Origin of the sequence: Pseudomonas sp. MS15a(2019) (assembly GCF_013277805.1) — a bacterium.
GTDB lineage: Bacteria > Pseudomonadota > Gammaproteobacteria > Pseudomonadales > Pseudomonadaceae > Chryseomonas > Chryseomonas benzopyrenica.
The window spans coordinates 37469-63398 of record NZ_VBTN01000001.1 but is presented as its reverse complement, the minus strand read 5'-3'; the positions used below and the strand labels follow the sequence as shown (position 1 = coordinate 63398).

Below are 25930 nucleotides of genomic sequence, written 5' to 3'. Positions count from 1 at the left end.
GGCAGGTCGGGTGTTCCCGGGAAAAGGCGGGATTGCGCCGGATCACAGGCTGAACGGATCAATGCTCGACCCGTTCAGCGGCAGTTCAGGCGGCGGGTCTCATTGCAGGCTGAGACGCCAGGCGCGGTGGATCTTGGGATTGCGCGCGAAATCCGGATCCAGGGTGCTGGCGCTGATCTCCTCGACGCGATAACGCTCGGCGAGGCCTGCATCCAACTCGAACTTGCGGAAGTTGTTGGAGAAGTACAGCACGCCATTGCGACTCAGATGGGCCATGGCGGAGTCGATCAGGGCGACGTGATCGCGCTGGACGTCGAACACGCCTTCCAGACGCTTGGAATTGGAGAAGGTCGGCGGATCGACGAAGATCAGATCGTATTCGCCGCGATCGTTTTCCAGCCAGTGCAGGACATCGCCCTGCTCCAGGCGGTGTCGCTCGGAAAAGCCGTTGAGCGCCAGGTTGCGTCGAGCCCAGTCCAGGTAAGTTCGCGAGAGATCGACGCTGGTGGTGCTGCGCGCTCCGCCCACCGCGGCCTGCACCGTGGCGGCGCCGGTGTAGCAGAACAGGTTGAGGAAGCGCTTGCCCTGGGCTTCCTGACGCAGGCGTAGGCGCAGCGGGCGATGGTCGAGGAACAGACCGGTATCCAGGTAGTCGGTGAGATTCACCAGCAGTTTGGCACCCGCCTCCTCCACCTGCAGGAATTCACCCTGGGCCGCCTGACGCTCGTACTGCTTGGTGCCGCTCTGCCGCTCGCGCCGCTTGACCACCACCCGCGCCGGATCGATGTTCAGAGCCTGGGGAATGGCGGCCAGGGCATCGAGCAGGCGCGCCTGGGCCTTGTCCGGATCGATGGAACGGGGCGGTGCATACTCCTGCACGTGCACCCGGTCACCATAGAGATCCACGGCCACCGCGTACTCGGGCATGTCGGCGTCATAGAGGCGATAGCACTGCACGCCCTGGTTGCGCGCCCACTTGCCGAGCTGCTTGAGATTCTTCTGCAGGCGATTGGCGAACATCTGCCCGCCTTCGCTGAGCTTGGCCGGTTCCGCCGCCTGATCGATGGCCGAGCGCTCGCCGCTGCGGCTGCCGGTGACGAACTGGCGGGTCTCCACCTCGAACATCAGCAGCTTGCAGGGCAAGGCGCCGTTCCAGAAGGCGTACTGCTTGTGACTGCGGATCCCCATGCGCTTGCCCAGTTCGGGCGCACCGGTAAAGACCCCCGCGCGCCAGCCCAGGCAGGCCTGGCGCAACCGCTCGCCGAGATTCTGGTAGAGATACAGCAGACTGGCTTCATCGCCCAGGCGCTCGCCATAGGGCGGGTTGCAGATCACCAGACCGGTCTGGCCCTTGTCCGGCCGCGGCTCGAAGTTGGCCACCTCGCCCTGGTAGACCTTGATCCACTCGGACAGACCGGCGCGCTCGATGTTGTTGCGCGCCGGCTGGATCAGTCGGGGATCGGCTTCGTAACCGCGGATCCAGGCCGGTGTCTTGGCCAGGCCAGCCGCCGCCCGCGCTTCGGCGTCCTGATGCAGCTGCTGCCAGAGCGCGGGCACATGGCCCAGCCAGGCGGAAAAGCCCCAGCGCTCGCGGCGCAGGTTGGGCGCGATGTCCGCCGCCATCAGCCCGGCCTCGACCAGGAAGGTACCCACCCCACACATGGGGTCGGCCAAGGCCCCGCCCGCCGCGGCCAGGGCCGGCCAGCCGGCACGGATCAGCACCGCGGCCGCCAGATTTTCCTTGAGCGGCGCCGCCCCCTGCTGCAGGCGATAGCCGCGCTGGTGCAGGCTCTGGCCGGAGAGATCCAGCGACAGGATGGCCTGACCCCGCTCCAGGTGCAGATGGACGCGCAGGTCCGGGGCGACCTTGTCGACCGTGGGTCGTTGCCCGGTGCGTTCACGCAGGCGGTCGACGATGGCGTCCTTGACCTTGAGGGCGCCGAAATGGGTGTTGTCGATGCCCGCGCCCTGGCCGCTGAAGCCCACCGCCAGGGTGCCGTTGGGCGCCAGGTGCTCTTCCCACTCCACGCCATGCACACCCAGGTACAGCCCCTGGGGGTCTTCCACCGGGAAGCGGGCCAGCACCAGCAGCACCCGGTTGGCCAGGCGCGACCAGAGGCAGAGGCGGTAGGCGTCCGCGAGACTCGCCTCGCCGCGCACCGCCGCGGTCTGGCTACGGGCTTCCTGCAGGCCGAGGCCCTGGGCCTCTTCCAGCAGCAGGGTCTCGAGCCCCTTGGGACAGGTGAGGATGAGTTGTTGCATCGCGGACATCGTTGAATCCATAGGTTAGCGAAAGGCGCTTCTCTGCCTTTGGTCGGATTGACCGGTAAGGACAGCGCCTCCCGTGAAAGTTTGACTGCGTCTCAACAAGCCGCAGTGACGGCATTCCAGCGGCGGTTTATCGCCATTTCATTTCGATTTGATTACGTCTTATAGCTAAAAGGTCGTTCCCAGCCAGGGTCTCATTGGTTAGTAATTGACCACCCGCAGCGCGAAGGTGCGGGGCGGATGTCAGGACGCCGGCTCTGGCATCCAGGCCTGCAACGGGCCATGGACAATCTGCAAGTCAACCTACGAGGGCACTACCCTATGAGAAGACTCAAGCGTGATCCAATGGAACGAGCTTTCCAGCGTGGTTATCAGCACGGCATTGTGGGCAAATCGCGGGACCTCTGCCCCTTCACCCAGGACGCCGTCCGGCAGGCCTGGCTCAATGGCTGGCGTGAGGGCCGTAGCGACCAATGGGACGGCTACGTAGGCACCGCCGGTCTTCAACGCGTGAATCAACTTCAAGCCGTAGGCTAATTCGATTTCACTAGCGGAAGCCCGAGGGCTTCCACCAGCGTTCTGGTTTTGTTCCAGTCAGATCCCTTCCCAGGATCAGGGACCCGGTCCCACGGGGGCTCCCAGCGAGCCCCCTATCCCTCAGCGGCGTGCTGCCGCGATCGCGTCCACGGCTTCGCGGATCAACGCCGGTCCGCGATAGATGAAGCCGCTGTAGAGCTGCACCAGACTGGCCCCTGCGGCGATCTTTTCCGCCGCATCTTCCCCCGACAGGATCCCGCCCGCCGCGATGATCGGCAGCCGGCCACCCAGTTCGCCCGCCAAGACCCGTACCACATGGGTGCTCTTTTCCCGCACCGGAGCGCCCGACAGGCCACCAGCCTCGGCGGCATAGGGCAGATTCTCCACCCCTTCGCGCCCCAGGGTGGTGTTGGTGGCGATGATGGCGTCCATCCCGGCATCGCGGATCGCCTGGGCGGTCAGCACGATTTCCTCATCGGTCATGTCCGGGGCGATCTTGATGGCGATGGGCACCCGCCGGCCATGCTGGACCGCCAGGTCTTCCTGGCGCTGGCGCAGGGCTTCCAGCAGGCTCTTGAGCGCATCACCGAATTGCAGACTGCGCAGGCCGGGCGTGTTGGGCGAGCTCACGTTCACCGTGATGTAGCTGGCATGGGCGTAGACCCGGTCCAGGCCGATCAGGTAGTCGTCCACCGCCCGCTCCACCGGGGTACTGGCGTTCTTGCCGATGTTGATCCCCAACACACCCTGGAAGCGCGCCGCCTTGACCCGCTCGATCAGGGCGTCGACACCCGCATTATTGAAACCCATGCGGTTGATGATGGCGTCGGCCTGTTCGAGACGGAACAACCGCGGCTTGGGATTGCCCGGCTGCGGCCGTGGCGTCACGGTGCCGATCTCGACGAAGCCGAAACCCAGGCCGGCGAAGCCATCGATGGCGGCGCCGTTCTTGTCGAGTCCGGCGGCCAGGCCCACCGGATTGGGAAACTCCAGACCCATGACCTGGACCGGCAGCCGACCCGGCCGCCGTCCGAGACCGGTCAGGCCCAGACGACCGGCGGCACCGATCAGGTCCAGCGCCAGATCGTGCGATCCTTCAGGAGACATTTTGAAAAGCAGAGGACGGAGCGCGTCGTACATGGCGGACTCACAGGCAATTCGGAAAACGCGCATTATACAGGCTTGCCAGCGGCCATACGTCGCTCGCGCCGGACTCGAACGGTCACTTGCACAAAAGATCCTACCTTTCGGGAATCATTTGACGATAGCGCGGTCTTTGCCACGCTAGAATCGGCCGTGCAGTTCCTATCCGCCCTGGAGATCCCATGAGCAACAGTGCCAACCTCCTGGGCAGCCCCTGGTCTTCATTGGCCTTGCATCTGCATCCTTCCCTGGCCAGCCGCCGCATCCAGCGCTGCCTGGAGCGGCTGGCCGACGCCTTCGTCCCCTTGCCCGCGCCAACCGACAGCCTTTGGTGGGATGAAGGCCATCCGCTGCATCTGCTCCTCGGCCTGCCACGCGCCGCCCTGTCCGGCCCGACCCAGGAGATCAAGAGCCGGGCCCATGCCCTACTGAGTCAACTGGTGGTGGCTGAAACCGTTCAGGTCGCCGCTCTCGACCTGCGCGCCATCGATGGACTCTGCCAGCGTCTAGGCGACAGCACACCCGCGACAGTGGTGCAGCTGGAGGAGCTGGCCGCCCTGCCCGCGGCGCGCGAGCAGGTGCGGATCATCGGCTATCGGGATTTTCAGGCGGCGCTCTATCGCACCCTGCCGAATCTGTCCGCGGAACAGACTCTGCGTCTGCGCCAGGCCAGCTGGCGGGGTACTCGGCTATTCCTGGAAAACGACCCAGCCACCACGCTCGCCTTTGCCAGCATCATCGCCTATGCCCGGATTCGCGGCATCGCCGTGGAGGTGCCGGCGCAGATCCAGCGTCTGCGCCTGGACCCGGCGGCCATCGACCGCCTGCAAGAGGCCTTTGCCCTCTATGCCCTGCCCAACGCGGTCTGGAACCACCCGGATTTCATCCAGGTGCTGCTGGGGCTGAAGCTCGACTATGCGCGCCTGCCGCTGCCCGCACCGGGCCAGGATCTGGAATGGCTGCTACTGCCCAACGAGGTGGCGAGCACCCGGGTCCTCGCCGAGATTCTCGAACGCCTCGGCGCGGCCGAGGTGATCGGCTACCTGCAGGCGCTCTAGCGATCGCTCAGCAGGCGATGACCGCAGGCGCGTGACGCTGCCCCGCCGCCAGGAAGACCTCGAAGGCCAGCCGCTGGCCGGCCAGCATCGCCGGGTGCAAACGCGCATCGCGGCCGGCCTCGTCCAGGCGCTGCAGAAATCCCGGCCAGGCGCCCTGGGGGGGTACGTGGCCCAGATAGGCCCGGGCATCGCGTACCGCCTCATCGGGACTCTCGCCGGCATGGCGATCCAGCAACCGCGATCCCAGCCGAGATCCCTCCAGCACATAGGCCACCCCCCAGCACTCACCCTCATCGAGCAGACGCTCGAGGGCGACGGGTTCGGGCGGGGCGGCGGCCAGTTGCTGCAGATCTTCCCCCAGCACTTCGGTACGGCGACGCTCGGCCCAATCGGGCAGCAGACGCTGGATGCCGGAGCGCTCCAGGAGCGCTTCGAGGCCGATCAGCGCCTGGGCATGGGCCTGCAGAAAGGCGGTGTAATGGGGCCGGGTCTGCAGTGCATAGCGGCCGAAGGTCGCATCGACCTGCTCGTGCAGGGCACCGCCCTCGGCGCGCAACATTTCACGGATGGTGGACACGCAAATACCTCATGGTGACGGCGGCCTTCAGAGGGGCGAAGGCTGGGGCTTCTCGCCGCGCAGGGCTGCCTGCAGCCGTGCTGCCAGGTCCGCTTCGCGAAAGGGCTTGGGTACGATGAATGATTGTTCCGGATCGAGCTCGCCCAGTTCGGCGTAGCCGGTGATGAAGACCACCGGCAACTGTGGCAGCCGCTTGCGCACCTGACGGGCCAGTTCGGCACCGTTCATGCCGGGCATGGCGAAGTCCGCCAGCAACAGATCGATCTGCGGATCACGCTCCAGCGCGCTCAACGCCGCGAAGCCGTTGCTGGCTTCCACCACCTGATAGCCGAGATCAGCCAACAGGGCGGCGGTCACGTTGCGTACCGCGTGATCGTCGTCGACCAGCAGAATGCGGCGTTCGGCGGCCTGTTCGTCACGATCCATGGCGGGCAGCCCGATCGGATCCAGGGCATCCTCCGCCTCGGTACGGGGCAGATAGACCAGCACCGTGGTACCGCTGCCCATCTGCGTCTCGATGCGCACACCGCCACCGGACTGCTTGGCGAAGCCGAACACCTGGGCCAGGCCCAGACCGGAGCCCTTGCCCACCTCCTTGGTGGTGAAGAAGGGTTCGAAGGCCTTGGCCAGCACCTCTTCGCTCATGCCGGTGCCGGAATCCTGCACCGCCAGCAGTACGTACTCACCGGGTTCGGGTTCTTCGGGACGTTGAGGCGGCTCGCTGATGGTCTGGTTGGAGGTGCTCAGGCGCAGGGTACCGCCGACCGCCATGGCATCCCGGGCATTGATCGCCAGGTTGAGGATGATGAGCTCGATCTGGGTCGGATCAACCAGCGCATGCCAGCAATCGGCGCGCAGATGGGTCTCGATCCAGACACTGCCACCCATGGTGCTGCGCAGCAGTTCGAGCATGCCCTCGACGGTTTCGTTGAGCTTGACCGGTTTGGGCGCCAGGCGCTGGCGGCGGGAGAAGGCCAGCAGCTGGGCGGTGAGCTTGGCGCCCCGCTCGCCCGCTTCGCGGATGTTCTGCACCCGCCCCTGGATCTTGTCGCTGGCCGCCAGGCGCGTCAGGTCGCGCTCGAGGAAGCTGGCGCTGCTGAGCACCACGGTGAGCAGATTGTTGAAGTCATGGGCCACGCCCGCGGTGAGCTGGCCCACGGCCTCCAGCCGCTGCATCTGCTGCAGGGTCGCCTCCACCCGCTCGCGCTCGTCGATCTGCTCGCGCAATTGGCGATTCGCCGCGGCCAGCTCTTCCATCGCCAGGACTTCCGAGGAGATGTCGCGACCCGAGCAATAGGTCATGCCCGCATCCGGCACCGCCGTCCAGGAAATCCAGCGATAGCTGCCGTCGCGGTGACGGATACGGTTGACGAAGCGCTGGCTGGTCGCGCCATTGGCCAGCTGCTTGAGTTCGTTGTCGGTGATGAAGCGTTCGTCGGGATGCACCAGCGTCAGCAGCGAGGAATCGAGCAGCTCCACGCGGGACCAGCCGAGATTCTCTTCCCAGGCCGGGTTGAGCGCCACCAGGGTGCCATCCGGCTTGCACACCAGCAGCAGATCGCGGGTGAGATCCCAGGTCCGATCACGCTCGCGGGTACGTTCTTCGACGCGTTCGCCGAGACTGACGTTGAGCCGCTCGAGCTTTTCCGCGGCATCGCGCTGCTGGGTGATGTCGAGCATCACCCCCAGGAAGCGGGTGCAGACGCCGCTTTCGAAAAAGGGCTGGCCACGGGTCTCGACCCAGCGCTGGGCGCCGTTGTCCAGACGGATGCGGTACTCGCTGCGGTTGTCGTCGTCGCGCTCGTCGGCACCCGCCTGGCGGACCGTGTCGAGAAAGCGTTCGAGGCCGTCGCTGCCGCACAGCCGTGCGAACACCTCGAGATCGACCACCGCATCGGCTGGCAGGCCGAACATGGCCTTGCAGCGTTCGTCCCAGACCAGGGTACGGCTGGCGGGCAGGTATTCCCACATGCCCAGTCGCGAGGCGTCCATGGCCAGGCGCGATCTGACCTCGAGACTGTGCAGGGCTTCTTCGGCCCGACGCCGCTCGCGGCGCTCGTGCACCACCAGCAGCGCTCGCTCGACGGCCTTGGCCAAGAGCTCCATGCTCTGCTTGAGCACATAGTCGTTGGCCCCTAGGCGCATCATTTCCACGGCGTGCACTTCACCGAAGATGCCCGAGACGAAGATGAAGGGCGTTTCCGGAGCCAGCGCTCGCGCCACCCGCAAGGCCTCGGCACCCGAGAAGCCTGGCAGGATGATGTCGGAGAGGATGATGTCGTAGGTCTGCTGGCTCAAGGCCAGGGTGAGACCGGTACGCTCATAGACGATCTTGGATTGCAGCTCGAATCCATGTCTTTCCAGCTCGATCAGAATCAGCTCGGCATCGAGCTTGCTGTCTTCTACCAGCAGGATCTTGATCTGTTTCGAGAGAGGCATAAACGGGCGTCGGCCTTGAATCTGTTCGCTCAGGGGAACCGGTTCGCGCATGTCTGCCTGTCGCGGATAACTGGATACGGATGAACTGAGCTTGCTCACTCGCTAGCGGCCAGTCCGCCTGGTGACACGTCGCGATCCTGGGGGCGGCTCATTGAGCACAGCCCAGAATACGCCGAGATCACTGATCGCGGCGACGAAATCACGAAACTCGACCGGTTTGACCACGTAAGCGTTCACGCCCAGTTCGTACGCCTTCTCGAGATCAGGTTCTTCGCGTGACGACGTCAGCATGACCACGGGGATGCTGCACAATTCGGGGGTACCGCGCACCAGTTCGAGCACCTCGAGGCCATCGACCTTGGGCAGCTTGAGATCCAGTAGCATCACCGCCGGATTACCAGGCTCCCGGTCAGCATGAGGCTCTCGCCGCAGCAGATAGTTCACCGCCTCGGCGCCGTCGCGGAGCACCACGACATCGTTGGCCAGCTGGCTGCGCTCCAGAGCTACCAGAGTGAGCTCCAGATCGTGCGGATTGTCTTCGACCAGCACAATGGGTTTGAGCATGAACAGAACTACCTTTTGTGTACCGGCGACGGTCGTTGTTTGGGAAGGGCGAAATAGAAGGTAGCGCCCTCGCCGATGGCGCCCTCTGCCCAGACACGACCGTCATGGCGTTCGATGATGCGTCTGACGCTGGCCAGGCCGATGCCGACCCCTTCGAATTCGTCGGCGTGGTGCAGGCGCTGGAAGACGCCGAACAGCTTGCCCACGTAATCCATGTTGAAGCCGACGCCGTTGTCCCGGACAAAGACGATGTCCTCGGAATCGCTCGGCAAGGTGCCGATCTCGATCACCGCGGGGTCTTCGTAGCGACTGTATTTGATGGCATTGGCCAGCAGATTGCGCAAGGCGAGATGGACAAAGGCGGCGTCGGCGATGACCACCGGCAGGGGGCCGATGTGCCACTCCACCTGACGCTCTTCATAGTCCGGCGCCATTTCTTCACGGATGGCTTCCACCAAGGCCGTGAGGTTGACGTCGGAATAGCGAATAGCGGCCCGGCCCATCTGCGAAAAACTCAGCAGATTGTCGACCAGGCTGCCGGCGAAGCGCGCCGAGGAGCCAATGTTCTCCAGGAAGCGCCGACCGCGATCCGACAACTTGCCGCCTTCGATGTCGCCCAGCAGCTCGGCATAGCCGGCGATATGGCGCAACGGCGCACGCAGATCGTGGGAGACGCTGTAGGAGAAGGCCGCCAGCTCCTTGTTGCTGCGTTGCAGCTCTTCGGCCAGCTCGGCCATTTCTTCGGCCTTGCGCAGGACGATCCCGCGCACCGCGTTGCGCAGTTCGATGGCGCTTTCCAACTCCAGGGGGGACCAGGGCAGCGACAGACCACGTACCGTCTCCTGCCACAGCGCAAAGCTCTGTCGCGGCGACAGGCGCCCATCGCTGCCTTCCTGCTTGGTCGGGCGCCCCGCCCAGTTGACCACCTGGACCAGCTCGCTGCGGAACCAGATCAGGTAGTGGGAATGCAGTTCGGAAATGGGTACGGCGAGGACTCCGGCGGCATACCCGGCGAGCTCGGGCAGCTCGGCGATGTCCTTGGCCACGTTATCGGTGACGTAATGATCCTTGACGTTGACCGACAGCCATTCGACCAGGCTGTCCACCACCTCGCGCGGCGGCACCTGACCGATCAGCTCGGTACCGTCGGAGGAGATGATGGCGGCACCCTGGGCCCGGGCGAAATCCAGATAGACCTGCGGCAGTTCCAGCAGCCCCTGGCAGACACTGTCGCGGTCGGCCATGGCCGACAGCATCTGCACCATGGATTGGCGCAGGGCCAGACGGCGGTCGGATTCCGCGTGGGTCTCGGCCGCATCGATCTGCAGCGACAGCACCCGGCCGAACAGCTCGCAGGCGGTACGCGTCTGGAACGACACCCGCTGGGGCTGACGATCATGGCAGAGCACCAGCCCCCAGAGGCGGTCGCCGACCACGATGGAGATGGACATGGATGCCAGGGTGCCCATGTTTCTCATGTACTGCAGATGCACCGGTGACACGCTGCGCAGCTGCGCGAAGCTGAGATCCAGCGGTTGCCCGGTCGATGGATTGATCGGCGGCTGCAGCGGCGAGGGCTGATAGCAGGCATTGCCGATCACCCGAATACGGTTGGCCAGGTACAGGCGCCGGGCCTGGGCCGGAATGTCCGAGGCGGGGAATCTCAGCCCCAGGTAGGTGGGTACCCCTGGCGCGCACTCCTCGGCCAGGACCTGACCATGACCGTCGTCGTCGAAGCGATAGATCATGGTGTGATCGAAACCGGAGATACGCTTGGCTTCGCGCACGGCGAGCGTGGCGATGGCGTCGACGGTTTCCGCCTGATGCAGTTGCTCGATGAATACCCGCACCATGGGATAGAGGGTATTGAGGCCGAGTCGACTGTCTACCGGCGCCTCGAACTCGACGATCAGCACCCCGCCGAAACGATGCATGAACAGGGCGAAGGTCTGCTGTCGCGGTCCCAGGGTCACGTCACCCTGATAGATGGGATTCTGCTCTTCCTGGGCCAGGGCGCCGAGCATCGCGGGCAGATCCCGATCCGGCAGCAATTCGCCCAGGGTGCGTCCCAGCACCTCCTCCACGGCGATCCCGAGGTACTCGAGCACATTGGCGCTGGCCTGCACGATGCGCAGATCCGGCTCTTCCACGGCGAACAGGAAGCCATGTTCCTGGATACTGCCGGGAATGTGGATCGGCTCATTGGCACAATCGGCCAGAGCATCGGGCTGCGTCTTGGAGGGTGACTCGAGCGCCAAACCGGGAACCTCGTGTGATCGGGGAGAAACGCAGGAAAGAGGTGCGCAAAAAGGGAATCAAGAATCGTCCAGACTACCAGACCCTGGGCGGGAGGCGAAGCGAAACGGCACCCACCCTGACCACCTGCTCAAAAGGCGATAGCCCGTCCGGGGCAAGCCGGAATCTTCACCCCTGGCGTCTGGTCGGACCTGGTTTAGCCCCAGGAATCCATCCATGTCCCTGCGCCTCGCCCTCCCCCTGGCCACTCTGTTGCTGAGCCCACTCACTCAGGCGCAGTCCGTCTATGGCGAACGTCTCGAAGGCTTCGACTACGACTTTCCGGTCAAGACCTTCAGCTTCGACTCTCAGCGCCAAGCGTTGGAGATGGCCTATCTCGATGTCGCGCCGAGCGGAAAACCGAACGGCCGGACCCTGGTCCTGCTGCACGGCAAGAACTTCTGTGCCGGTACCTGGGCACAGAGCCTCCAGGTGCTGAGCGCTGCCGGCTATCGGATCGTGACCCCGGATCAGATCGGTTTCTGCAAATCCAGCAAGCCGGCGCACTATCAGTACAGCTTCCAGCAACTGGCCGCCAATACCCGCGCCCTGCTCGACCACCTGGGCATCGCCCGGGCGACGCTGATCGGTCACTCGACCGGCGGCATGCTGGCGACCCGCTATGCACTGCTCTATCCCGAGGCCACCGAACAGCTGGTACTGGTCAACCCCATCGGCCTGGAGGACTGGAAGGCCCTGGGCGTTCCCTATCGCAGCGTCGACCAGTGGTACGCCCGGGAACTCAAGACCTCCGCCGATGGCATCCGCGACTACGAGCGCAGCACCTATTACGCCGGCCAGTGGTCGCCGGACTACGACCGCTGGGTCGACATGCTCGCGGGTCTCAACAACGGGCCGGGCAAGGAGCGGGTGGCGTGGAACTCGGCACTGATCTACGACATGATCTACAGCCAGCCGGTGGTCTATGAATTCGCGCGATTGCGCATGCCCACCCTGCTGCTGATCGGCCAGCGCGACACCACGGCCATCGGCAAGGATGCCGCGCCAGCCGAGCTCAAGGCACAGTTGGGTCGCTATCCCGAATTGGGCAAGGCGGCGGCGCGGCGTATCCCCCAGGCGACCCTGGTGGAATTCGAGGATCTGGGCCATGCGCCCCAGATGCAGGCGCCGGAACGCTTTCACCAGGCACTGCTGCAAGGGCTGAGTACCCTCAAGGCTCCCTCGGCGCCGCCCAAACCCTGACCCGCTTCCGCCGGTAAAAAAGGCGGCGCACCCGCGGTACGCCGCCTTTTCATGGCGCTGTCGGATCAGGGCGCCCGCGAAATCCAGTCGCGGGTACCCGTCGCCTCAGACGCTGCTGCTGGCCAGATCCGCCAGTTCACGACTGGCGACGCTGTACATCGCATAGTCCTGGCCGCTGGCATTGCGCAGATCCACCAGCAGGCCCCGCCAGCGCTCCACCGCCGCCCGATGGCGTTCCAGCCACAGTGACAACCGGGCTTCCGGATCGCTCGGCGCCTCGCTCAGATTGAGCATGGCGACGGTGATGGTGCGCTGCTGCACATCCACCTCGTCGCGGAACGCCTCGCGGGCCAGGGCCTGCCAGGCATTGGCCACCGGCAGCTGGTTGAGTTGCTGCTGATACCAGGCCAGATCCAGCACATCGCCCGCCGCGAACCAGGTGGCCGCCACCGCCAGCGGATCCTGGGCAGTGACCTCCGCCGCCTGGATCACCGGCAGCAGCGTATAGATGTGGTTGGTCCCGGCGACCACGCGCGCCAGCAGCTCGGGTACGCCCGCTTCGGTATAGGCGCGGAAGCGCTCTTCCCAGTCCTGGCGCGGTTCGCCCTGCAGCAGTTCATCCAGGCGTACCCCCAGGGCGGCGATGCGTGGCCCGAAGAAGGCCGCCACGGCCCCGGCATCCAGGCCGTTGCGATGGCTGCGCAGGAACCAGCGGGTGGCCCGGCGCCCCAGGCGCATCAGTTCGCTCATCAGACGCAGCTGCAGGTCAGCCGGCACCTGATGATCCAGGGCTTCCACCTGACGCCACCAGTGCGGCAGGTGCAGCACGTCGCGCATCACCACATAGGCCCGGGCGACATCGGCCGCGCTCATGCCGGTGGATTCGCACAGGCGCTGCACGAAGGTGATGCCCATGTGGTTGATCAGGTCGTTGGCGATCTGGTTGGCGACGATCTCGCGCTTGAGGCGGTGGCGCGCCATGGCCTCGGGAAATTGCTCGGTCAGGCGTTGCGGGAAGGCGCCCTGCATGTCGCGGGCGAGGTACTCATCATCCGGCACCGAAGAGGCTAGCAACTGTTCCTTGAGGTCGATCTTGCTGTAGGAAATCAGCACCGACAGCTCGGCCCGGGTCAGCCCCTGTTCCTTGGCCGCGCGTTCGGCGAGCACCTCATCGCTGGGCAGGAATTCGAGGGTACGATCCAGCTTGCCGCGCCCTTCGAGATCCACGATCAGCCGTTGGTACTCGGCCAGGTGGGTCCGCGCGCGATGCTCCGCCAGGGACAGGGCCCCGGTCTGCATGTAGTTGTTGGCGACCACCAGCTCGCCGACCTCGTCGGTCATCTCGCCCATCAGCGTATTGCGCTGCTTGACGGTCATGTCGCCGGCGGAGACCACATCGCCCAGCAGGATCTTGATGTTGACCTCGTGGTCGGAGCAGTCCACGCCCCCGGCATTGTCGATGAAGTCGGTGTTGCAGGCGCCGCCGTGCAGGCCGAATTCCACCCGCGCCAGCTGGCTCATGCCCAGGTTGCCACCCTCGCCGATCACCTTGGCACGCAGGTCGCAACCGTCCACGCGCAGACCGTCGTTGGCCTTGTCGCCGATATCGGCGTGGGTTTCGAAGCTGGCCTTGACGTAGGTGCCGATGCCGCCATTCCAGATCAGGTCCACCGGCGCCTTGAGCAGGGCGTTGATCAGCTCGTTGGGCGTCAGGTGATCGGCGGTCAGGTCGAAGCGCGCCTTCATCTCGGGGCTGATGGCGATGCGCTTGGCACTGCGCGGGAAAATGCCACCGCCCTGGGAGATCAGGCTGGCGTCATAGTCGGTCCAGCTCGACCGCGGCAGGTTGAACAGCCGCTCGCGCTCGACATAGCTGCGCTCGGCGTCCGGGTTGGGATCGATGAAGATGTGCAGGTGGTTGAAGGCCGCCACCAGCTCCAGGCTGCGCGAACGCAGCAGGCCGTTGCCGAAGACGTCGCCGGCCATGTCGCCGATGCCCACCACGGTGACCGGATCGGTCTGGACATCGATGCCGCGCTCACGGAAGTGACGCTGCACGCTGACCCAGGCACCCCGCGAGGTGATGCCCATCTTCTTGTGGTCATAGCCCGCCGAACCACCGGAGGCGAAGGCGTCGTCGAGCCAGAAACCGTAGTCCTGGGCGATGCCGTTGGCGATGTCGGAGAAGGTCGCGGTGCCCTTGTCGGCCGCCACCACCAGATAGGGATCGTCGCCGTCGTAGCGCACCACCGCGGCCGGCGGCACCACCTCGCCATCCTTGAGATTGTCGGTGATGTCCAGCAGACCGCTGATGAAGATGCGGTAGCAGGCGATGGCCTCGGCCTGGATCTCGTCACGGGAGCCACCGGTGGGTAGCCGGCGCGGCACGAAGCCACCCTTGGCGCCCACGGGCACGATCACCGAATTCTTGACCTGCTGCGCCTTGACCAGGCCCAGCACCTCGGTGCGGTAGTCTTCCTCGCGATCCGACCAGCGCAGGCCGCCACGGGCGACGTTGCCGAAGCGGAGGTGCACCCCTTCCACGCGTGGGCTGTAGACGAAGATCTCGTAGCGCGGCACCGGGCGCGGCAACTCGGGAATGGCCTTGGGATCGAGCTTGAAGCTGAAGTAGGCCTTGGGCTTGCCGGCGGCATCGGTCTGGAACACGTTGGTTCTCAGGGTCGCCTTGATCAGGTCCAGATAGCGCCGCAGGATGCGGTCTTCGTTGAGCACCGCGACGTCGTCGAGGGCGCTGAGGATGGCCTGCTCCAGCCGCTGCTGCTTGTCGTCCAGGTCTTCGCTGGTCATGCGCCGCGCCAGATAGAACTTCATGCGGAACAGCCGCACCAGTTCCCGGGCGATATCGACATGGGCGTTGAGGGTGGCGGCGATGTAGCCGATGTCGAAGCCGATGCGAATCTGCTTGAGATAGCGCGCATAGGCGCGCAGCACCGCGACGTCGCGCCAGGGCAGCCCGGCAGTCAACACCAGGCGATTGAAGCTGTCGTTTTCCGCCTGGCCTTCCACCACCTGGACGAAGGCATCCTGGAAGGTGTCGTTGAGTTGCTGCAGATCCAGCTCGAGGCCGGCCACGGTGGTGAAGGCGAAGTCATGAATCCAGTAGCGGCGGCCATTGCGATGACGCAGCTCGTAGGGGAATTCGCCGAGCACGCGCAGGCCGAGATTTTCCAGGATCGGCAAGACGTCCGACAGCGCCAGGGGCGTGTCGGCGTGGTAGAGCTTGCAGTGCAGAATGTTGTCGCCGGTCTGGGTCAGCGGCTGGTAGAAGCCCATGGCCAGACGGCGATCGTCCTTCAGGGCCAGCAGGTGCCGCATGTCCACCACGGCCAGGTGCGGCGCGAAGCGCTCGCGGTAGCCGGCCGGGAAACCCAGCGGGTAATCGGCCAGGATGGAGGTGCCCTGGGCTTCGCCGAAGCTATCCACCATCAGGCTGGCGAAATCGTCCTTCCAGCTGCGGCAGGCCTGCACCATCTCCTGCTCCAGGCGCGCCGGATCGACATCCTGGGGCTGCAGGGGATCGACGCGCAGGATGAACTGCACCCGCGCCAGCACGGATTCGGAGAAGAAGGTCCAGAATTCGCAGTCGGTGCCGTGCAGGCGATCCATGAGGATCTGCTGCATGCGCTGGCGGACTTCGGTGGAGTAGATGTCGCGCGGCACATAGGCCAGGCAATAGAAGAACTGGCCATAGGGATCGCGACGCAGGAAGACGCGCACCTTGCTGCGTTCCTGGATCTGCACGATGGCCATGGCGGTGCTGAAGAGATCGTCCACCGGGGTCTGGAACAGATCGTCCCGCGGCAGGCCTTCGAGCACCTGGGCCAGTTCCTTGCCCAAGTGGGCGCTGCTGTCGAAATCGGCGCGGCGGCGCACCTCGTCGACCTTGCGGCGGATGTAGGGAATCTCGCGCACGCTGTCGTTGTAGACGCTGGAGGTGTAGAGGCCCATGAAGCGATGCTCGCGCACCACCCGGCCATTGGCGTCCACCTCGCGCAGGGAGACGAAATCGGGGTAGGCCGGACGATGCACCCGGCTCGGGTCGGCCGCCTTGGCAAAGGACAGTAGCACCGGCTCGCGCAGGTAACGCAGCGGATCACCGGACAGGCTGATCTCGGCCGTCTCGGGACGGCCGCGCAGACGCCGCGACAGCCCCAGCAGGGAGTCGGGCACATAGCGTTGCACCGCGGTCTCGCCATCGCCTTCGACGGTGAATTCCTCGTAGCCGAGGAAGGTGAATCTGTCGTTGCGCAGCCAGTCGAGGAAGGCCTTGACCTCGGCCAGCTCCCCCTCCTCCACGCCCGCCGGACGCCGATCCAGCCAGGTCAGCAGGTCGCCGACCTTGGCCTTCATGGCGGCGAAGTCACCCACGGTCAGGCGGACCTCGCCGAGGATCTCCTGCAGCGCTGCCTCCAAGGCGCGCAACTCGCTGGTTGCCGCGCAGCGGTCGATCTCGAGGAACATCAGGGCTTCGCGGGTCACTCCTTCGCCCTGCTGGCCCTTGGGCAGCAGCTCGAGCAGACGACCCTGGGCATCTCGACGGACGCTGAGAACGCTGTTCTGCAGGGTATGGACGCTGTAGCCCTGTCGATTGAGTTCCATGCGCACCGAGTCCACCAGGAACGGCGAATCGGCGTGCAGTACCTCGACCACGGTGTGGCTCGATTGCCAGCCGTGTCGCTCGTAATCCGGATTGAAGACCTGCACCCGCGGCTCGGCCGGATCGAAGACGTCCAGCAGGCGCCAGGCCGACAGCACGCAGCCGACCAGATCGGACAACCGACGTTGGGTGAGTTCTTCCAGCGGGACGATGCCGAAGAACTGGGCGGTGAAGCGATCCAGCTGTTCGAGGGTATCCCCTTCGACATGGGCCGCGAGGGCATTCTTGAGTTGTTGTTGGAAATCCGCTTGGCTGGCAGCGGTGAAAAACGCCATAACCGTACTCCGTCCTGAAGGTGCTGTGGGCTTCGCTCCGCAGAGGACAGGCCTCTCCCGGAGCGAGTTCCACAAGGGACGAGGCCGGACTGCACCAAAAAAGTGCAAGGATGCAGTGCCGCTAGAGTAGCCGGCAAAGCCGCCTGCGCACGTACGTCAGGGCGACAACAAGATTCAGCTGCGGAACGGATCTCAATAGTGTGGCGGCGGGGCTTCGTCCGGCATGCCGCCACCCCCTGCGCTCTGCAACTCCGCCTGGCGTTCGGCCAGCAGGCGGATCTGCGCCGCGCAACGATCCAGGGTCCGCTGCTGCTCGACGATGATGTCGTTGAGAGTCTGGATGGTGTCGTCCTGGAATGCCTGGCGCATCTCCAGGTCGGCGATACGTTCTTCGAGGGTCATGCCTGTGCCTCCTGTTCGAGCAGCCCCTGCCAGCGCTGCGCGGCCGCGCGGCCGGCGGCTTCGCCATAGGGCTCACGTGGCGAGTGCCCCCATACCGGGCCGGGCCAGGCCGGATCACCCTCCTGCCGCAGCAGAACATGCAGGTGCAATTGCCTGACGATGTTGCCCAGGGCACCGATGTTCAATTTTAGATCTGGCTGAGCGCCACGCAACACCTGGGCAACAAGTGTCACCTCTCGCCACAGTTGCACCTGATCCTGGGGTGACAGATCGAGGACCTCGGTAACACCTTCGCGCCGGGGTACCAGCACCAGCCAGTCATAGCGGCGATCGTTCAGCAGCAACACCTGGCACAGCGTCAAGGACGCCACTTCCAGGGAATCGCTCGCCAGTCGTGGATCGATTTGGAACATCTCATCTCCTGCCAACACAGGTCAGCACTAAAAGTGTGCATGACTTTGGGTGAATGAAACCTTTGGTGTCACAAAGGTGCAATCAGTCCTTCCGAAACTGCCCATTGCCTGGAGAACAACCGAGCGATAGACAGGCGGGCACAGGAATTGCCGTTTTGTGCACGCTTTTTGCTATCACGATCCGGGTACGACGATCGGAAGGGAACTCTTAAAGAATTTTCTTAAGAGTCTTGGTTAATCCGCTCATCACACGCAAAATTTTGATGAAGCCTATCGCCCCTCCAAGAGAGGTGCTATATGTGCCGCCATTAGAACAAACAGCCACGGCTGACACGATGGCTGACTTTCAACCCAAAGGAGCATTTCTGATGCAAGCGATGAAGTGGAGCATTCTCGCCCTGGCCGTAGCCGCAGGGACCACTCAACTGGCTTTCGCCGACCAGCAGTCCGAATCCAAGGGCTTTGTCGAAGACAGCAAGCTGACCCTGTTGAACCGTAACTACTACTTCAACCGGGATCTCAAGAACGGCGCCAACGATCGTAAAGATTGGAGCCATGGCTTCCTGATGAACTACGCATCGGGCTTCACCCAAGGCACCGTGGGTGTCGGCGTGGACGCCTTCGGCTACCTGGGTCTGAAACTGGACGGCGGCCGCGGCCACGTCGGCTCCGGCAACCTGCAGATCGACAGCGACGGCCGCAACAAGGACGAGTACTCCACCGCGGGCGCCGCAGTGAAACTGCGCGTGTCCAACACCGTCCTGAAGTACGGCAACGTGCAGCCCACTTCCCCGGTCTTCGCCGTGGGTGGCAGCCGCCTGTTCCCGCAGACCGCTACCGGCTTCATGCTGACCAGCGAAGAGATCGAGAACCTGTTCCTGGAAGCCGGCCACATCACCGCTGCCCGTGACCGCACCAACACCTACCACGACGGCAACCTGGGCTCGACCTACGCTTCCGGCATTACTTCCAGTTCCGGCGACTACGTGGGTGGCAAGTACAAGATCAACGATCAGCTGAATGCGTCGCTGTACTACGGCCGTCTGGAAGATCTGTGGAACCAGTACTACGCCAACGTCAATTTCGTGCAGCCGCTGAGTGCCAACCAGGCCCTGACCTTCGACTTCAACTACTACCACACCAAGGACACCGGCAGCGCCAAGCTGGGCGACTTCAGCAACAACGCCTACTCCCTGGCCGCTGCCTACAGCATCGATGCCCACACCTTCACCCTGGCCTACCAGGGCGTGAGCAGCGATGCGCCGTTCGACTACGTTGGCGTGGGTGGCAAGGGTACTAACACCGGCAACGGTGGCGACAGTATCTTCCTGGCCAACTCCATCCAGTACTCCGACTTCAACGCCTCCGGCGAGAAGTCCTGGCAGGCGCGCTACGACCTGAACATGGCGACCCTGGGCGTACCCGGCCTGAGCTTCATGGCCCGTTACATCTACGGCCATGACATCGACGCACCCAAGGCCAGCACTCAATACGCCAACATTGGCTACCAGGATGGCGACAAAGAGCGCGAGACCAACGTCGAAGCCAAATACGTCCTGCAGAGCGGCCCGGCCAAGGACCTGTCCTTCCGTATCCGTCAAGCCTGGCACCGTGGCGACGCCAGCACCGGCGGCACCGTCAACGAGTTCCGTCTGATCACCGAGTACCCGCTGAACATCCTCTAATAGAAGTCAGCCCTACTCGCACGATCCAGCAGCCCGGCATTCGCCGGGCTGCTCTTTTCCGGCCCTCGGTCGGCGCCACCCGCGTCCCTGTACGCCCTGCCCCACCCCACCGTACAATGCCGGTCCCGTCTCGATGCCGACAGACCGCCTAGCCATGCGTACCAGCCAGTTCCTGCTGTCCACCCTCAAAGAAACCCCTTCCGATGCCGTGGTGATCAGCCACCAGCTGCTGCTGCGTGCCGGCATGATCCGCAAGCTGGCCTCCGGTCTCTACACCTGGTTGCCACTGGGCCTGCGCGTGCTGCGCAAGGTGGAAGCCGTGGTGCGTGAGGAAATGAACGCCACCGGCGCCCTGGAGGTGCTGATGCCGGCGATCCAGCCCGCCGAGCTGTGGCAGGAATCCGGTCGCTGGGAGCAGTACGGCCCCGAGCTGCTGCGTCTGAAGGACCGTCATCAGCGCGATTTCTGCGTGGGCCCGACCCATGAGGAAGTCATCACCGATCTGATGCGCAACGAGCTGAACAGCTACAAGCAGCTGCCAATCAACCTGTACCAGATCCAGACCAAGTTCCGCGACGAGATCCGTCCGCGCTTCGGCCTGATGCGCGGTCGCGAATTCGTGATGAAGGATGCCTATTCCTTCCACCTGAACCAGGCGTCGCTGCAGCAAACCTACGACGCCATGTACCAGGCGTACTGCAATGTCTTCACTCGTCTGGGTCTGAATTTCCGTCCGGTGCAGGCCGACAACGGCTCCATCGGCGGCAGCGGCTCCCATGAATTTCATGTGCTGGCCGGTTCCGGCGAAGACGACATCGCCTTCAGCGACAGCTCCGACTACGCCGCCAACATCGAGAAGGCCGAGGCCCTGCCGCGGGAAACCGCGCGGGGCGCCGCCACCGAAGAATTGCGCCTGGTCGATACCCCCGACACCAAGACCATCGCCGACCTGGTGGAGAAATTCGGTCTGGCCATCGAGAAGACCGTGAAGACCCTGGTGGTTCGCGGCGCCGAGGAAGGCAAGCTGGTCGCCCTGGTGGTGCGTGGCGATCACGAACTCAATGAGATCAAGGCAGCCAACCTGCCGGAGGTCGCCAGCCCCCTGGTGTTCGCCACCGAGCCCGAGATTCGTGCCGCCATTGGCGCCAGCCCCGGCTCCCTGGGCCCGATGAATCTGTCGATTCCCTGCGTCGTCGATCGCTCGGTCGCCCTGATGAGCGACTTCGGCATCGGCGCCAACCAGGAAGACAAGCACTACTTCGGCGTCAACTGGGAGCGCGATCTGCCACTGCCCCAGGTCGCCGACCTGCGCAACGTGGTGGCCGGCGATCCGAGTCCGGATGGCCAGGGCACCCTGGTGATCAAGCGCGGCATCGAAGTGGGTCATATCTTCCAGCTGGGCACCAAGTACAGCGAGGCCATGAAGCTGTCGGTCCTGGGCGAGGAAGGCAAGCCTACCCTGTTGACCATGGGCTGCTACGGCATCGGGGTATCCCGCGTGGTCGCCGCTGCCATCGAGCAGAACCATGACGAGCGTGGCATCCGCTGGCCGGCTGCCCTGGCACCGTTCAACGTCGCCCTGGTGCCGATGAAGTACGAGAACGCCGCGGTGAAGGAAGCGACCGATCGCCTCTATGCCGAACTGAAGGCCGCCGGCTTCGATGTGCTGCTGGACGACCGTGACAAGAAGACCAGCCCTGGCGTGAAGTTCGCCGACATGGAGCTGATCGGCATCCCCCATCGCCTGGTGGTGGGTGAGCGCGGCCTCAATGAAGGCCTGGTCGAGTACAAGGGCCGTACCGACAGCGACAGCCAGAACGTCGCCCTGGCCGAGATCGTCGGCTTCCTCAAGGCCCGCTGAGGGCTACCGTTCCAGGTCAGGCGTCCGTGCGCCTGACCTGGAAGTCGGTAAAGCCTGCGCAGGCAACCTCCTCCAGCTCCACCTCGGTCACCCGCGCCGCTGCCGGTCCCTGCCAGAGCCACTCTTCCAGTCTGGCGAGCGCCTCGGTCGGGCCTTCCAGATGGCACTCCACCCGGCCATCGGCCAGATTCCGCACCCAGCCCGTGACGCCCAGCCGCTGCGCCTCCTGCCGCGTGCTCTCGCGATAGTAGACGCCCTGAACGCGGCCACTGATCAGGCCATTTCGAGCCGATCTTTCCGTCATTGCGAGGCTCCCCGCTCTTCCAGCACTGGCGCGACCTTGAGCCAGTGAGCCACGCTCCCGGCCAGCAGTTCATGACGCTGCGCCTGCAGTCGGGTGAAGGCCTCCTGCAGCTGCGGATACCAGTCACCGGGAAAGCGTTCGGCGGGCGGCCAGCAATCCGGCGCGGGCGGCGCCCAGGGCGCGCGATCCAGCAGATCCAGGAGCGCATAGCCATGCAGATCGCGGCAAAGCACCCAGTGACCGCTGTCGTTCTGGCACACCAGGCGCTCCTGCTGCAGGAAGGCCAGCACCGCGTGCCATTCGTGCTCCGGCAGCTTCCAGCCCGCCTGGTGCAACCGCCCCAGGTGCAGACTGGAACCGCTTTGCTGTCGCTCCAGAAAGGCCCGCAGCACGGCGAGCAGGATGAAGAACGCCGGCAATGGTGCGCGCCGCCAATGATGGGTGGTGGACAGGCTGCAGACCACCTCCGCCCCCAGCAGCACGATCAGCCAGCAGACATAGATCCACACCAGGAACAGCGGCACTGTGGCGAAGGCGCCATAGATCAGCTGGTAGCCGGGAAAGTAGAAGACATAGAGACCGAACAGACTCTTGGCCGCCTCGAACAGCACCCCGGTCAGGGCACCGCCGATCAGCGCGTGGCGTAGGGGTACCCGTGTGTTGGGCACGGCGGCGTACATCAGGGTGAAGGCGGCGATGCTGAACAGCAGTGGCGTGACCTTGAGCAGCATCTGCGCACCAGACATGCCGTAGGAGCCAAAGACCAGGGCCACCGAGGCCAGATAGGTGCTCATGGCGAAACCGGCGCCCAGCAGCAGGGGGCCCAGGCTGAGCACCGCCCAGTAGAGCAGGAAGCTGGAGACCCCGCGCCGCGGAATGCGTACTCGCCAGATGTCGTTGAAGGTCTTTTCCACCGTCACCAGCATGAAGAAGGACGTCACCGCCAGCAGGGCCACGCCCAGCCAGGTCAGGTGCCGCGCCTGCTCGATGAAGTTGCGCAGGTATTCTTCCAGGGTCGCCCCGGTGGAGGGCACGAAATTGCGGAAGATGAAGGCCTGGATCTGCACTTCCGTGCCCTGGAAGGCGGGTATCGCCGAGAGCATGGCGAAGGTCACGGTCATCACCGGGACCACCGCGAACAGGGTGGTATAGGTCAGGGCCGCGGCATTGTTGGGCGCGCGGTCTTCGATGAAGCGGTCGGCGAGGTAGCGAACGAAGGACAGCAGTTCACGCAAGCGGGCCGGCATTGGCGGTTCCTCGAAAGGCACGGTCAAGGGCTGGCGCGGCAGTCCTCGCCAACCCGCTACAATGGCCATCTTACCTTCTATGGATCAGCCCATGAGTGAAATCGTCCTCTATCACAATCCGCGCTGCTCGAAATCGCGGGCGGCGTTGGCGCTGCTGCAAAGCCGCGAGCTAGCCGTGTCGGTGGTGCCCTACCTGGACACGCCGCCGGATGCCGCGACCCTGCGCGCACTGCTCGCCAACCTGGGCCTGGAGGCGCGCCAGTTGCTGCGTACCGGCGAGGAGATCTATCGCGAATTGAACCTCGCCGATCCGACGCTGGACGAAGACGCCCTGATCGCGGCCATGGCTGCCCACCCCAAGCTGATCGAGAGACCCATCGCCGTGCGCGGCTCACGCGCCGTCGTCGGTCGTCCCCCCGAGCGTGTCCTGGAGATCCTGCAATGACCCCCGAAGCCTATGTCCTGGTGCTCTACTACAGCCGCCATGGCGCCACCGCCGAGATGGCCCGCCAAGTCGCCCGCGGGGTGGAAATGGGCGGCATGGCCGCGCGCCTGCGTACCGTGCCGGCGGTGTCCACCGAGTGCGCCGCCGTCGCCCCGGCGGTGCCCGAGCAGGGTGCGGTCTACGCCACCCTCGACGACCTGCGCGAATGCGCGGCCCTGGCCCTGGGCAGTCCGACGCGCTACGGCAACATGGCCGCCGCCATGAAGTATTTCCTGGATGGCACCAACAGCCTCTGGCTGACCGGCGCCCTGGTGGACAAGCCTGCCGGCGTCTTCACCTCCACCGCCAGCCTGCACGGCGGCCAGGAGAGCACCCTGCTGTCCATGGCCCTGCCGCTGCTGCACCACGGCATGCTCATCACCGGCCTGCCCTACAGCGAGAGCGCCCTGCTGGAAACCAAGGGGGGCGGTACGCCCTATGGGCCGAGTCATTTCGCCGGGGCGGATGGCAAGCGCGCGCTAGACGAGCAGGAAACGGCGCTGTGCCGGGCCCTGGGCAAGCGCCTGGCGACCCTGGCGGGGCGCCTGCAAAAGTAGCGGTAGCCGGCACGGCTACCAGCCCATGATTTCCTTGACGAAGGGAATGGTGAGCTTGCGTCGCGCCTGCAGCGAGGCCTGATCCAGGCGTTCGAGCATGTCGAACAGGGCGTCCATGCTGCGGGTGTTGCGCGAAAGGATGAAGCGGCCGACCTCGTCGGTCAGGTGCAAGCCGCGGCGGGAGGCGCGCAGCTGCAGGGCGCGCAGCTTGTCTTCGTCGGACAGGGGTCGCAGCTGGAAGACCAGCGCCAGGGTCAGGCGCGACTTGAGATCGGCCAGCTGCACCGGCAACTGCCGCGGCGAGGCGGTACTGGAGATCAGCAGCCGCTTGCCGGCATCGCGCAGTCGATTGAACAGATGGAAGAGAGCCTCTTCCCAGCGCCGCTGGCCGGCCAGGGCGTCGAGATCGTCGAGGCAGACCAGTTCGCACTGCTCGAGATTGTCGAACAGCTCGACGCCATAGTCGGCCAGTTCACCCATGGGCAGGTAGATGGCCCGCTCGCCCAGTTCCTCCAGGCGGTGACAGGCCGCCTGCATCAGATGACTGCGACCGGCGCCGGCGCCACCCCAGAGATAGATCAGACTTTCCGTCCAGCCGGCATCGGCGTCGCAGAGACGCTCGACATAGCCGAGCGCCGCGGCATTGGCGCCAGGGTAGTAATTGACGAAGGTGGCGTCGTCACGCAGACGAATGCCCAGGGGCAGCTGTAAAGGCATCATGCCAGCTCGAACGGCTCTTGGCAGTTTCGCGAGGGCGCCAAGTCTAACCAAATCCCGGGTCCCTCGCAGCAGCCGCTTCAGTCTTGGGTGTCGGCCCTCATGGCCAGCGGAAATACAGGGTGGTACGCGCCGGCTGGGCGGACGGCGCCGGCTGGGCTGCCGGAGCGGTCGGCGTGACGGTGGCGTCCACCGGAGCACCCGGCGTCGCCGGTGCGGGGGACGCGGGGGCGGCCGGCGCGGAAGTCGGCTGCAGACCGGCCAGGCCAAGCTGTGCCTGGAGCTGGTCGGGATTGCCCGTCAGGTCATAGGTCAGTTGAGTACCTTCGACTTTCACCAGGCGGCTCGACAGGGGCTCCAGGACCTTCTGCAGCTGGGCATAGCGTTCGAAGTTAGAGTTGTCGGCGACCAGGGTCAGCGGCTGGGTGGTGCCAGGGCGGGAGACGAACTTCTTCGACAGGCGCCCGGCGACGTCCTGCAGGACGGCTGCGGCCAGGGCGTCCTGGTCGGCTGCCTGACTGCTGCCCTGCTCGGCAGCGCCGTTGTTCCACAGGCGCCACTGGGCTTGCCAGCCGTTACCCTGGGGCTTGGCGTGCACCGCCAGCAGGGCATTGGCGCCATAGCGCTCGGAGGCTTGGCGCAGGGCGGTCGGGTCGTTGGCGTCGATGTTGGCGGCAGTGCCGGCCAGTTGCTCGTTGAGATCGGCCAGCGGCAGGCGGATCGGCAGGCCGGCGCGCTGGGCGCCACGCTGGACGCCGGTGCTGGCGGGCTGGCCATCACCTACTAGGGTCGCCCCGCTGTCGGCGTCGTTGAGCCACCAGATCATCACCACCGGACGATTGGCGCCCCATACCGAGAGCCCCGCCTGACCCAGGGCCCGCTCGGTGGCGGCCGGGTCGAAGTTGGCCACCAGCACCTCCGGCGGGCCGGCGTCATAGCTGTACTGGCTGATCAGGGATTCGGGTGCCGCCAGGGCACTGGCGAGACCCGGGGTCTGGCCGGCCTGGGGGTTGCCGGTCAGGCGTCCGGCCAGCACCTGCAGGGCGCGCTTGAGGGCGGCATTGCGCTCGTCCGGTTGTTGCGAGGTCACCGGCTCGCGGACCTGGTAGAGGTTGTCCACCACCTCGGCATGGGCGAGCGGACTCAGGACCAGCAGCGAAGCGAGCAACGGAAGGACGAGACGGCGCATGGCGATTCCATAGAAAGGGCAAGGGGCATACCTT

Annotated in this window: 20 protein-coding genes; 7 read left to right on the top strand and 13 right to left on the bottom strand. The window is 65.0% G+C overall.

Annotated features, from left to right (window positions below; translation table 11 throughout):
* Positions 1–99: 99 nt before the first annotated feature.
* On the bottom strand, positions 100–2271 hold the full coding sequence (rlmKL, locus tag FEZ61_RS00275) for a bifunctional 23S rRNA (guanine(2069)-N(7))-methyltransferase RlmK/23S rRNA (guanine(2445)-N(2))-methyltransferase RlmL (RefSeq protein WP_173146702.1): 2172 nt from the start codon (positions 2269–2271) through the stop codon (positions 100–102).
* 318 nt (positions 2272–2589) lie between these two features.
* Between rlmKL and rmf the strand changes: the two genes are divergently transcribed.
* The gene (rmf, locus tag FEZ61_RS00270) at positions 2590–2805 is read left to right on the top strand and encodes a ribosome modulation factor (protein ID WP_081594565.1); all 216 of its coding nucleotides are present in this window, start codon (positions 2590–2592) and stop codon (positions 2803–2805) included.
* Between the two features lie 120 nt (positions 2806–2925).
* On the opposite strand, the gene FEZ61_RS00265 is transcribed toward rmf, so the two are convergent.
* Positions 2926–3945, bottom strand: a complete 1020-nt coding sequence (locus tag FEZ61_RS00265; RefSeq protein WP_017638928.1) for a quinone-dependent dihydroorotate dehydrogenase — start codon at positions 3943–3945, stop codon at positions 2926–2928.
* Between the two features lie 185 nt (positions 3946–4130).
* On the opposite strand from FEZ61_RS00265, the gene FEZ61_RS00260 reads away from it, so the two are divergent.
* Positions 4131–5006: a hypothetical protein gene (locus FEZ61_RS00260; RefSeq protein WP_017638929.1), complete on the top strand. Its 876-nt coding sequence runs from the start codon at positions 4131–4133 to the stop codon at positions 5004–5006.
* A 7-nt stretch (positions 5007–5013) separates the two neighbouring features.
* Here FEZ61_RS00260 and FEZ61_RS00255 read toward each other — a convergent pair whose 3' ends face one another.
* The 4 genes from FEZ61_RS00255 to FEZ61_RS00240 all read right to left on the bottom strand — a co-directional run bounded on the left by FEZ61_RS00255 (position 5014) and on the right by FEZ61_RS00240 (position 10844).
* Positions 5014–5583, bottom strand: coding sequence for a biliverdin-producing heme oxygenase (locus FEZ61_RS00255; RefSeq protein ID WP_026083593.1), 570 nt, complete (start codon positions 5581–5583; stop codon positions 5014–5016).
* A 27-nt stretch (positions 5584–5610) separates the two neighbouring features.
* Entirely contained in the window at positions 5611–8022 is a 2412-nt protein-coding gene (locus tag FEZ61_RS00250) for a response regulator (protein WP_173146700.1), read from the bottom strand.
* Positions 8023–8124: 102 nt separating this feature from the next.
* Positions 8125–8586, bottom strand: coding sequence for a response regulator (locus tag FEZ61_RS00245; RefSeq protein WP_017638932.1), 462 nt, complete (start codon positions 8584–8586; stop codon positions 8125–8127).
* 8 nt (positions 8587–8594) lie between these two features.
* Positions 8595–10844 (bottom strand): ATP-binding protein, encoded by a 2250-nt coding sequence (locus FEZ61_RS00240; protein ID WP_017638933.1) that lies wholly within the window; start codon positions 10842–10844, stop codon positions 8595–8597.
* A 214-nt stretch (positions 10845–11058) separates the two neighbouring features.
* On the opposite strand from FEZ61_RS00240, the gene FEZ61_RS00235 reads away from it, so the two are divergent.
* Positions 11059–12084: an alpha/beta hydrolase gene (locus FEZ61_RS00235; RefSeq protein WP_173146698.1), complete on the top strand. Its 1026-nt coding sequence runs from the start codon at positions 11059–11061 to the stop codon at positions 12082–12084.
* A gap of 105 nt (positions 12085–12189) precedes the next feature.
* Here the strand turns inward: FEZ61_RS00235 and FEZ61_RS00230 are convergent, their stop codons facing one another.
* The 3 genes from FEZ61_RS00230 to FEZ61_RS00220 form a co-directional block, all read right to left on the bottom strand.
* The gene (locus FEZ61_RS00230) at positions 12190–17037 is read right to left on the bottom strand and encodes an NAD-glutamate dehydrogenase (RefSeq protein ID WP_173146696.1); all 4848 of its coding nucleotides are present in this window, start codon (positions 17035–17037) and stop codon (positions 12190–12192) included.
* 192 nt (positions 17038–17229) lie between these two features.
* On the bottom strand, positions 17230–17439 hold the full coding sequence (locus FEZ61_RS00225) for a SlyX family protein (RefSeq protein WP_017638936.1): 210 nt from the start codon (positions 17437–17439) through the stop codon (positions 17230–17232).
* Positions 17436–17852, bottom strand: coding sequence for an HIT family protein (locus FEZ61_RS00220; RefSeq protein ID WP_017638937.1), 417 nt, complete (start codon positions 17850–17852; stop codon positions 17436–17438). Before FEZ61_RS00220 ends, FEZ61_RS00225 begins: the two co-directional genes overlap by 4 nt.
* A 368-nt stretch (positions 17853–18220) precedes the next feature.
* Between FEZ61_RS00220 and FEZ61_RS00215 the strand changes: the two genes are divergently transcribed.
* Together FEZ61_RS00215 and FEZ61_RS00210 are read left to right on the top strand one after the other, a co-directional pair.
* Positions 18221–19537, top strand: a complete 1317-nt coding sequence (locus FEZ61_RS00215; protein WP_173146694.1) for an OprD family porin — start codon at positions 18221–18223, stop codon at positions 19535–19537.
* A 154-nt stretch (positions 19538–19691) separates the two neighbouring features.
* Positions 19692–21398: a proline--tRNA ligase gene (locus FEZ61_RS00210; protein ID WP_173146692.1), complete on the top strand. Its 1707-nt coding sequence runs from the start codon at positions 19692–19694 to the stop codon at positions 21396–21398.
* 16 nt (positions 21399–21414) lie between these two features.
* Here the strand turns inward: FEZ61_RS00210 and FEZ61_RS00205 are convergent, their stop codons facing one another.
* Positions 21415–21702 (bottom strand): acylphosphatase, encoded by a 288-nt coding sequence (locus FEZ61_RS00205; protein WP_173146690.1) that lies wholly within the window; start codon positions 21700–21702, stop codon positions 21415–21417.
* Positions 21699–22949, bottom strand: a complete 1251-nt coding sequence (locus tag FEZ61_RS00200; protein ID WP_173146688.1) for a YihY family inner membrane protein — start codon at positions 22947–22949, stop codon at positions 21699–21701. Before FEZ61_RS00200 ends, FEZ61_RS00205 begins: the two co-directional genes overlap by 4 nt.
* 91 nt (positions 22950–23040) lie before the next feature.
* Between FEZ61_RS00200 and arsC the strand changes: the two genes are divergently transcribed.
* Both arsC and wrbA read left to right on the top strand, forming a co-directional pair.
* Positions 23041–23394: an arsenate reductase (glutaredoxin) gene (gene arsC, locus FEZ61_RS00195; RefSeq protein WP_068385227.1), complete on the top strand. Its 354-nt coding sequence runs from the start codon at positions 23041–23043 to the stop codon at positions 23392–23394.
* Positions 23391–23990 carry an NAD(P)H:quinone oxidoreductase gene (gene wrbA / locus FEZ61_RS00190; protein ID WP_173146686.1) on the top strand — a complete coding sequence of 200 codons (600 nt, stop codon included), beginning with the start codon at positions 23391–23393 and terminating at the stop codon, positions 23988–23990. Before arsC ends, wrbA begins: the two co-directional genes overlap by 4 nt.
* A 15-nt stretch (positions 23991–24005) precedes the next feature.
* On the opposite strand, the gene hda is transcribed toward wrbA, so the two are convergent.
* The gene (hda, locus tag FEZ61_RS00185) at positions 24006–24710 is read right to left on the bottom strand and encodes a DnaA regulatory inactivator Hda (RefSeq protein ID WP_017638945.1); all 705 of its coding nucleotides are present in this window, start codon (positions 24708–24710) and stop codon (positions 24006–24008) included.
* Between the two features lie 97 nt (positions 24711–24807).
* Positions 24808–25896 carry a DUF2066 domain-containing protein gene (locus FEZ61_RS00180; RefSeq protein WP_068385222.1) on the bottom strand — a complete coding sequence of 363 codons (1089 nt, stop codon included), beginning with the start codon at positions 25894–25896 and terminating at the stop codon, positions 24808–24810.
* Between the last annotated feature and the right edge of the window lie 34 nt (positions 25897–25930).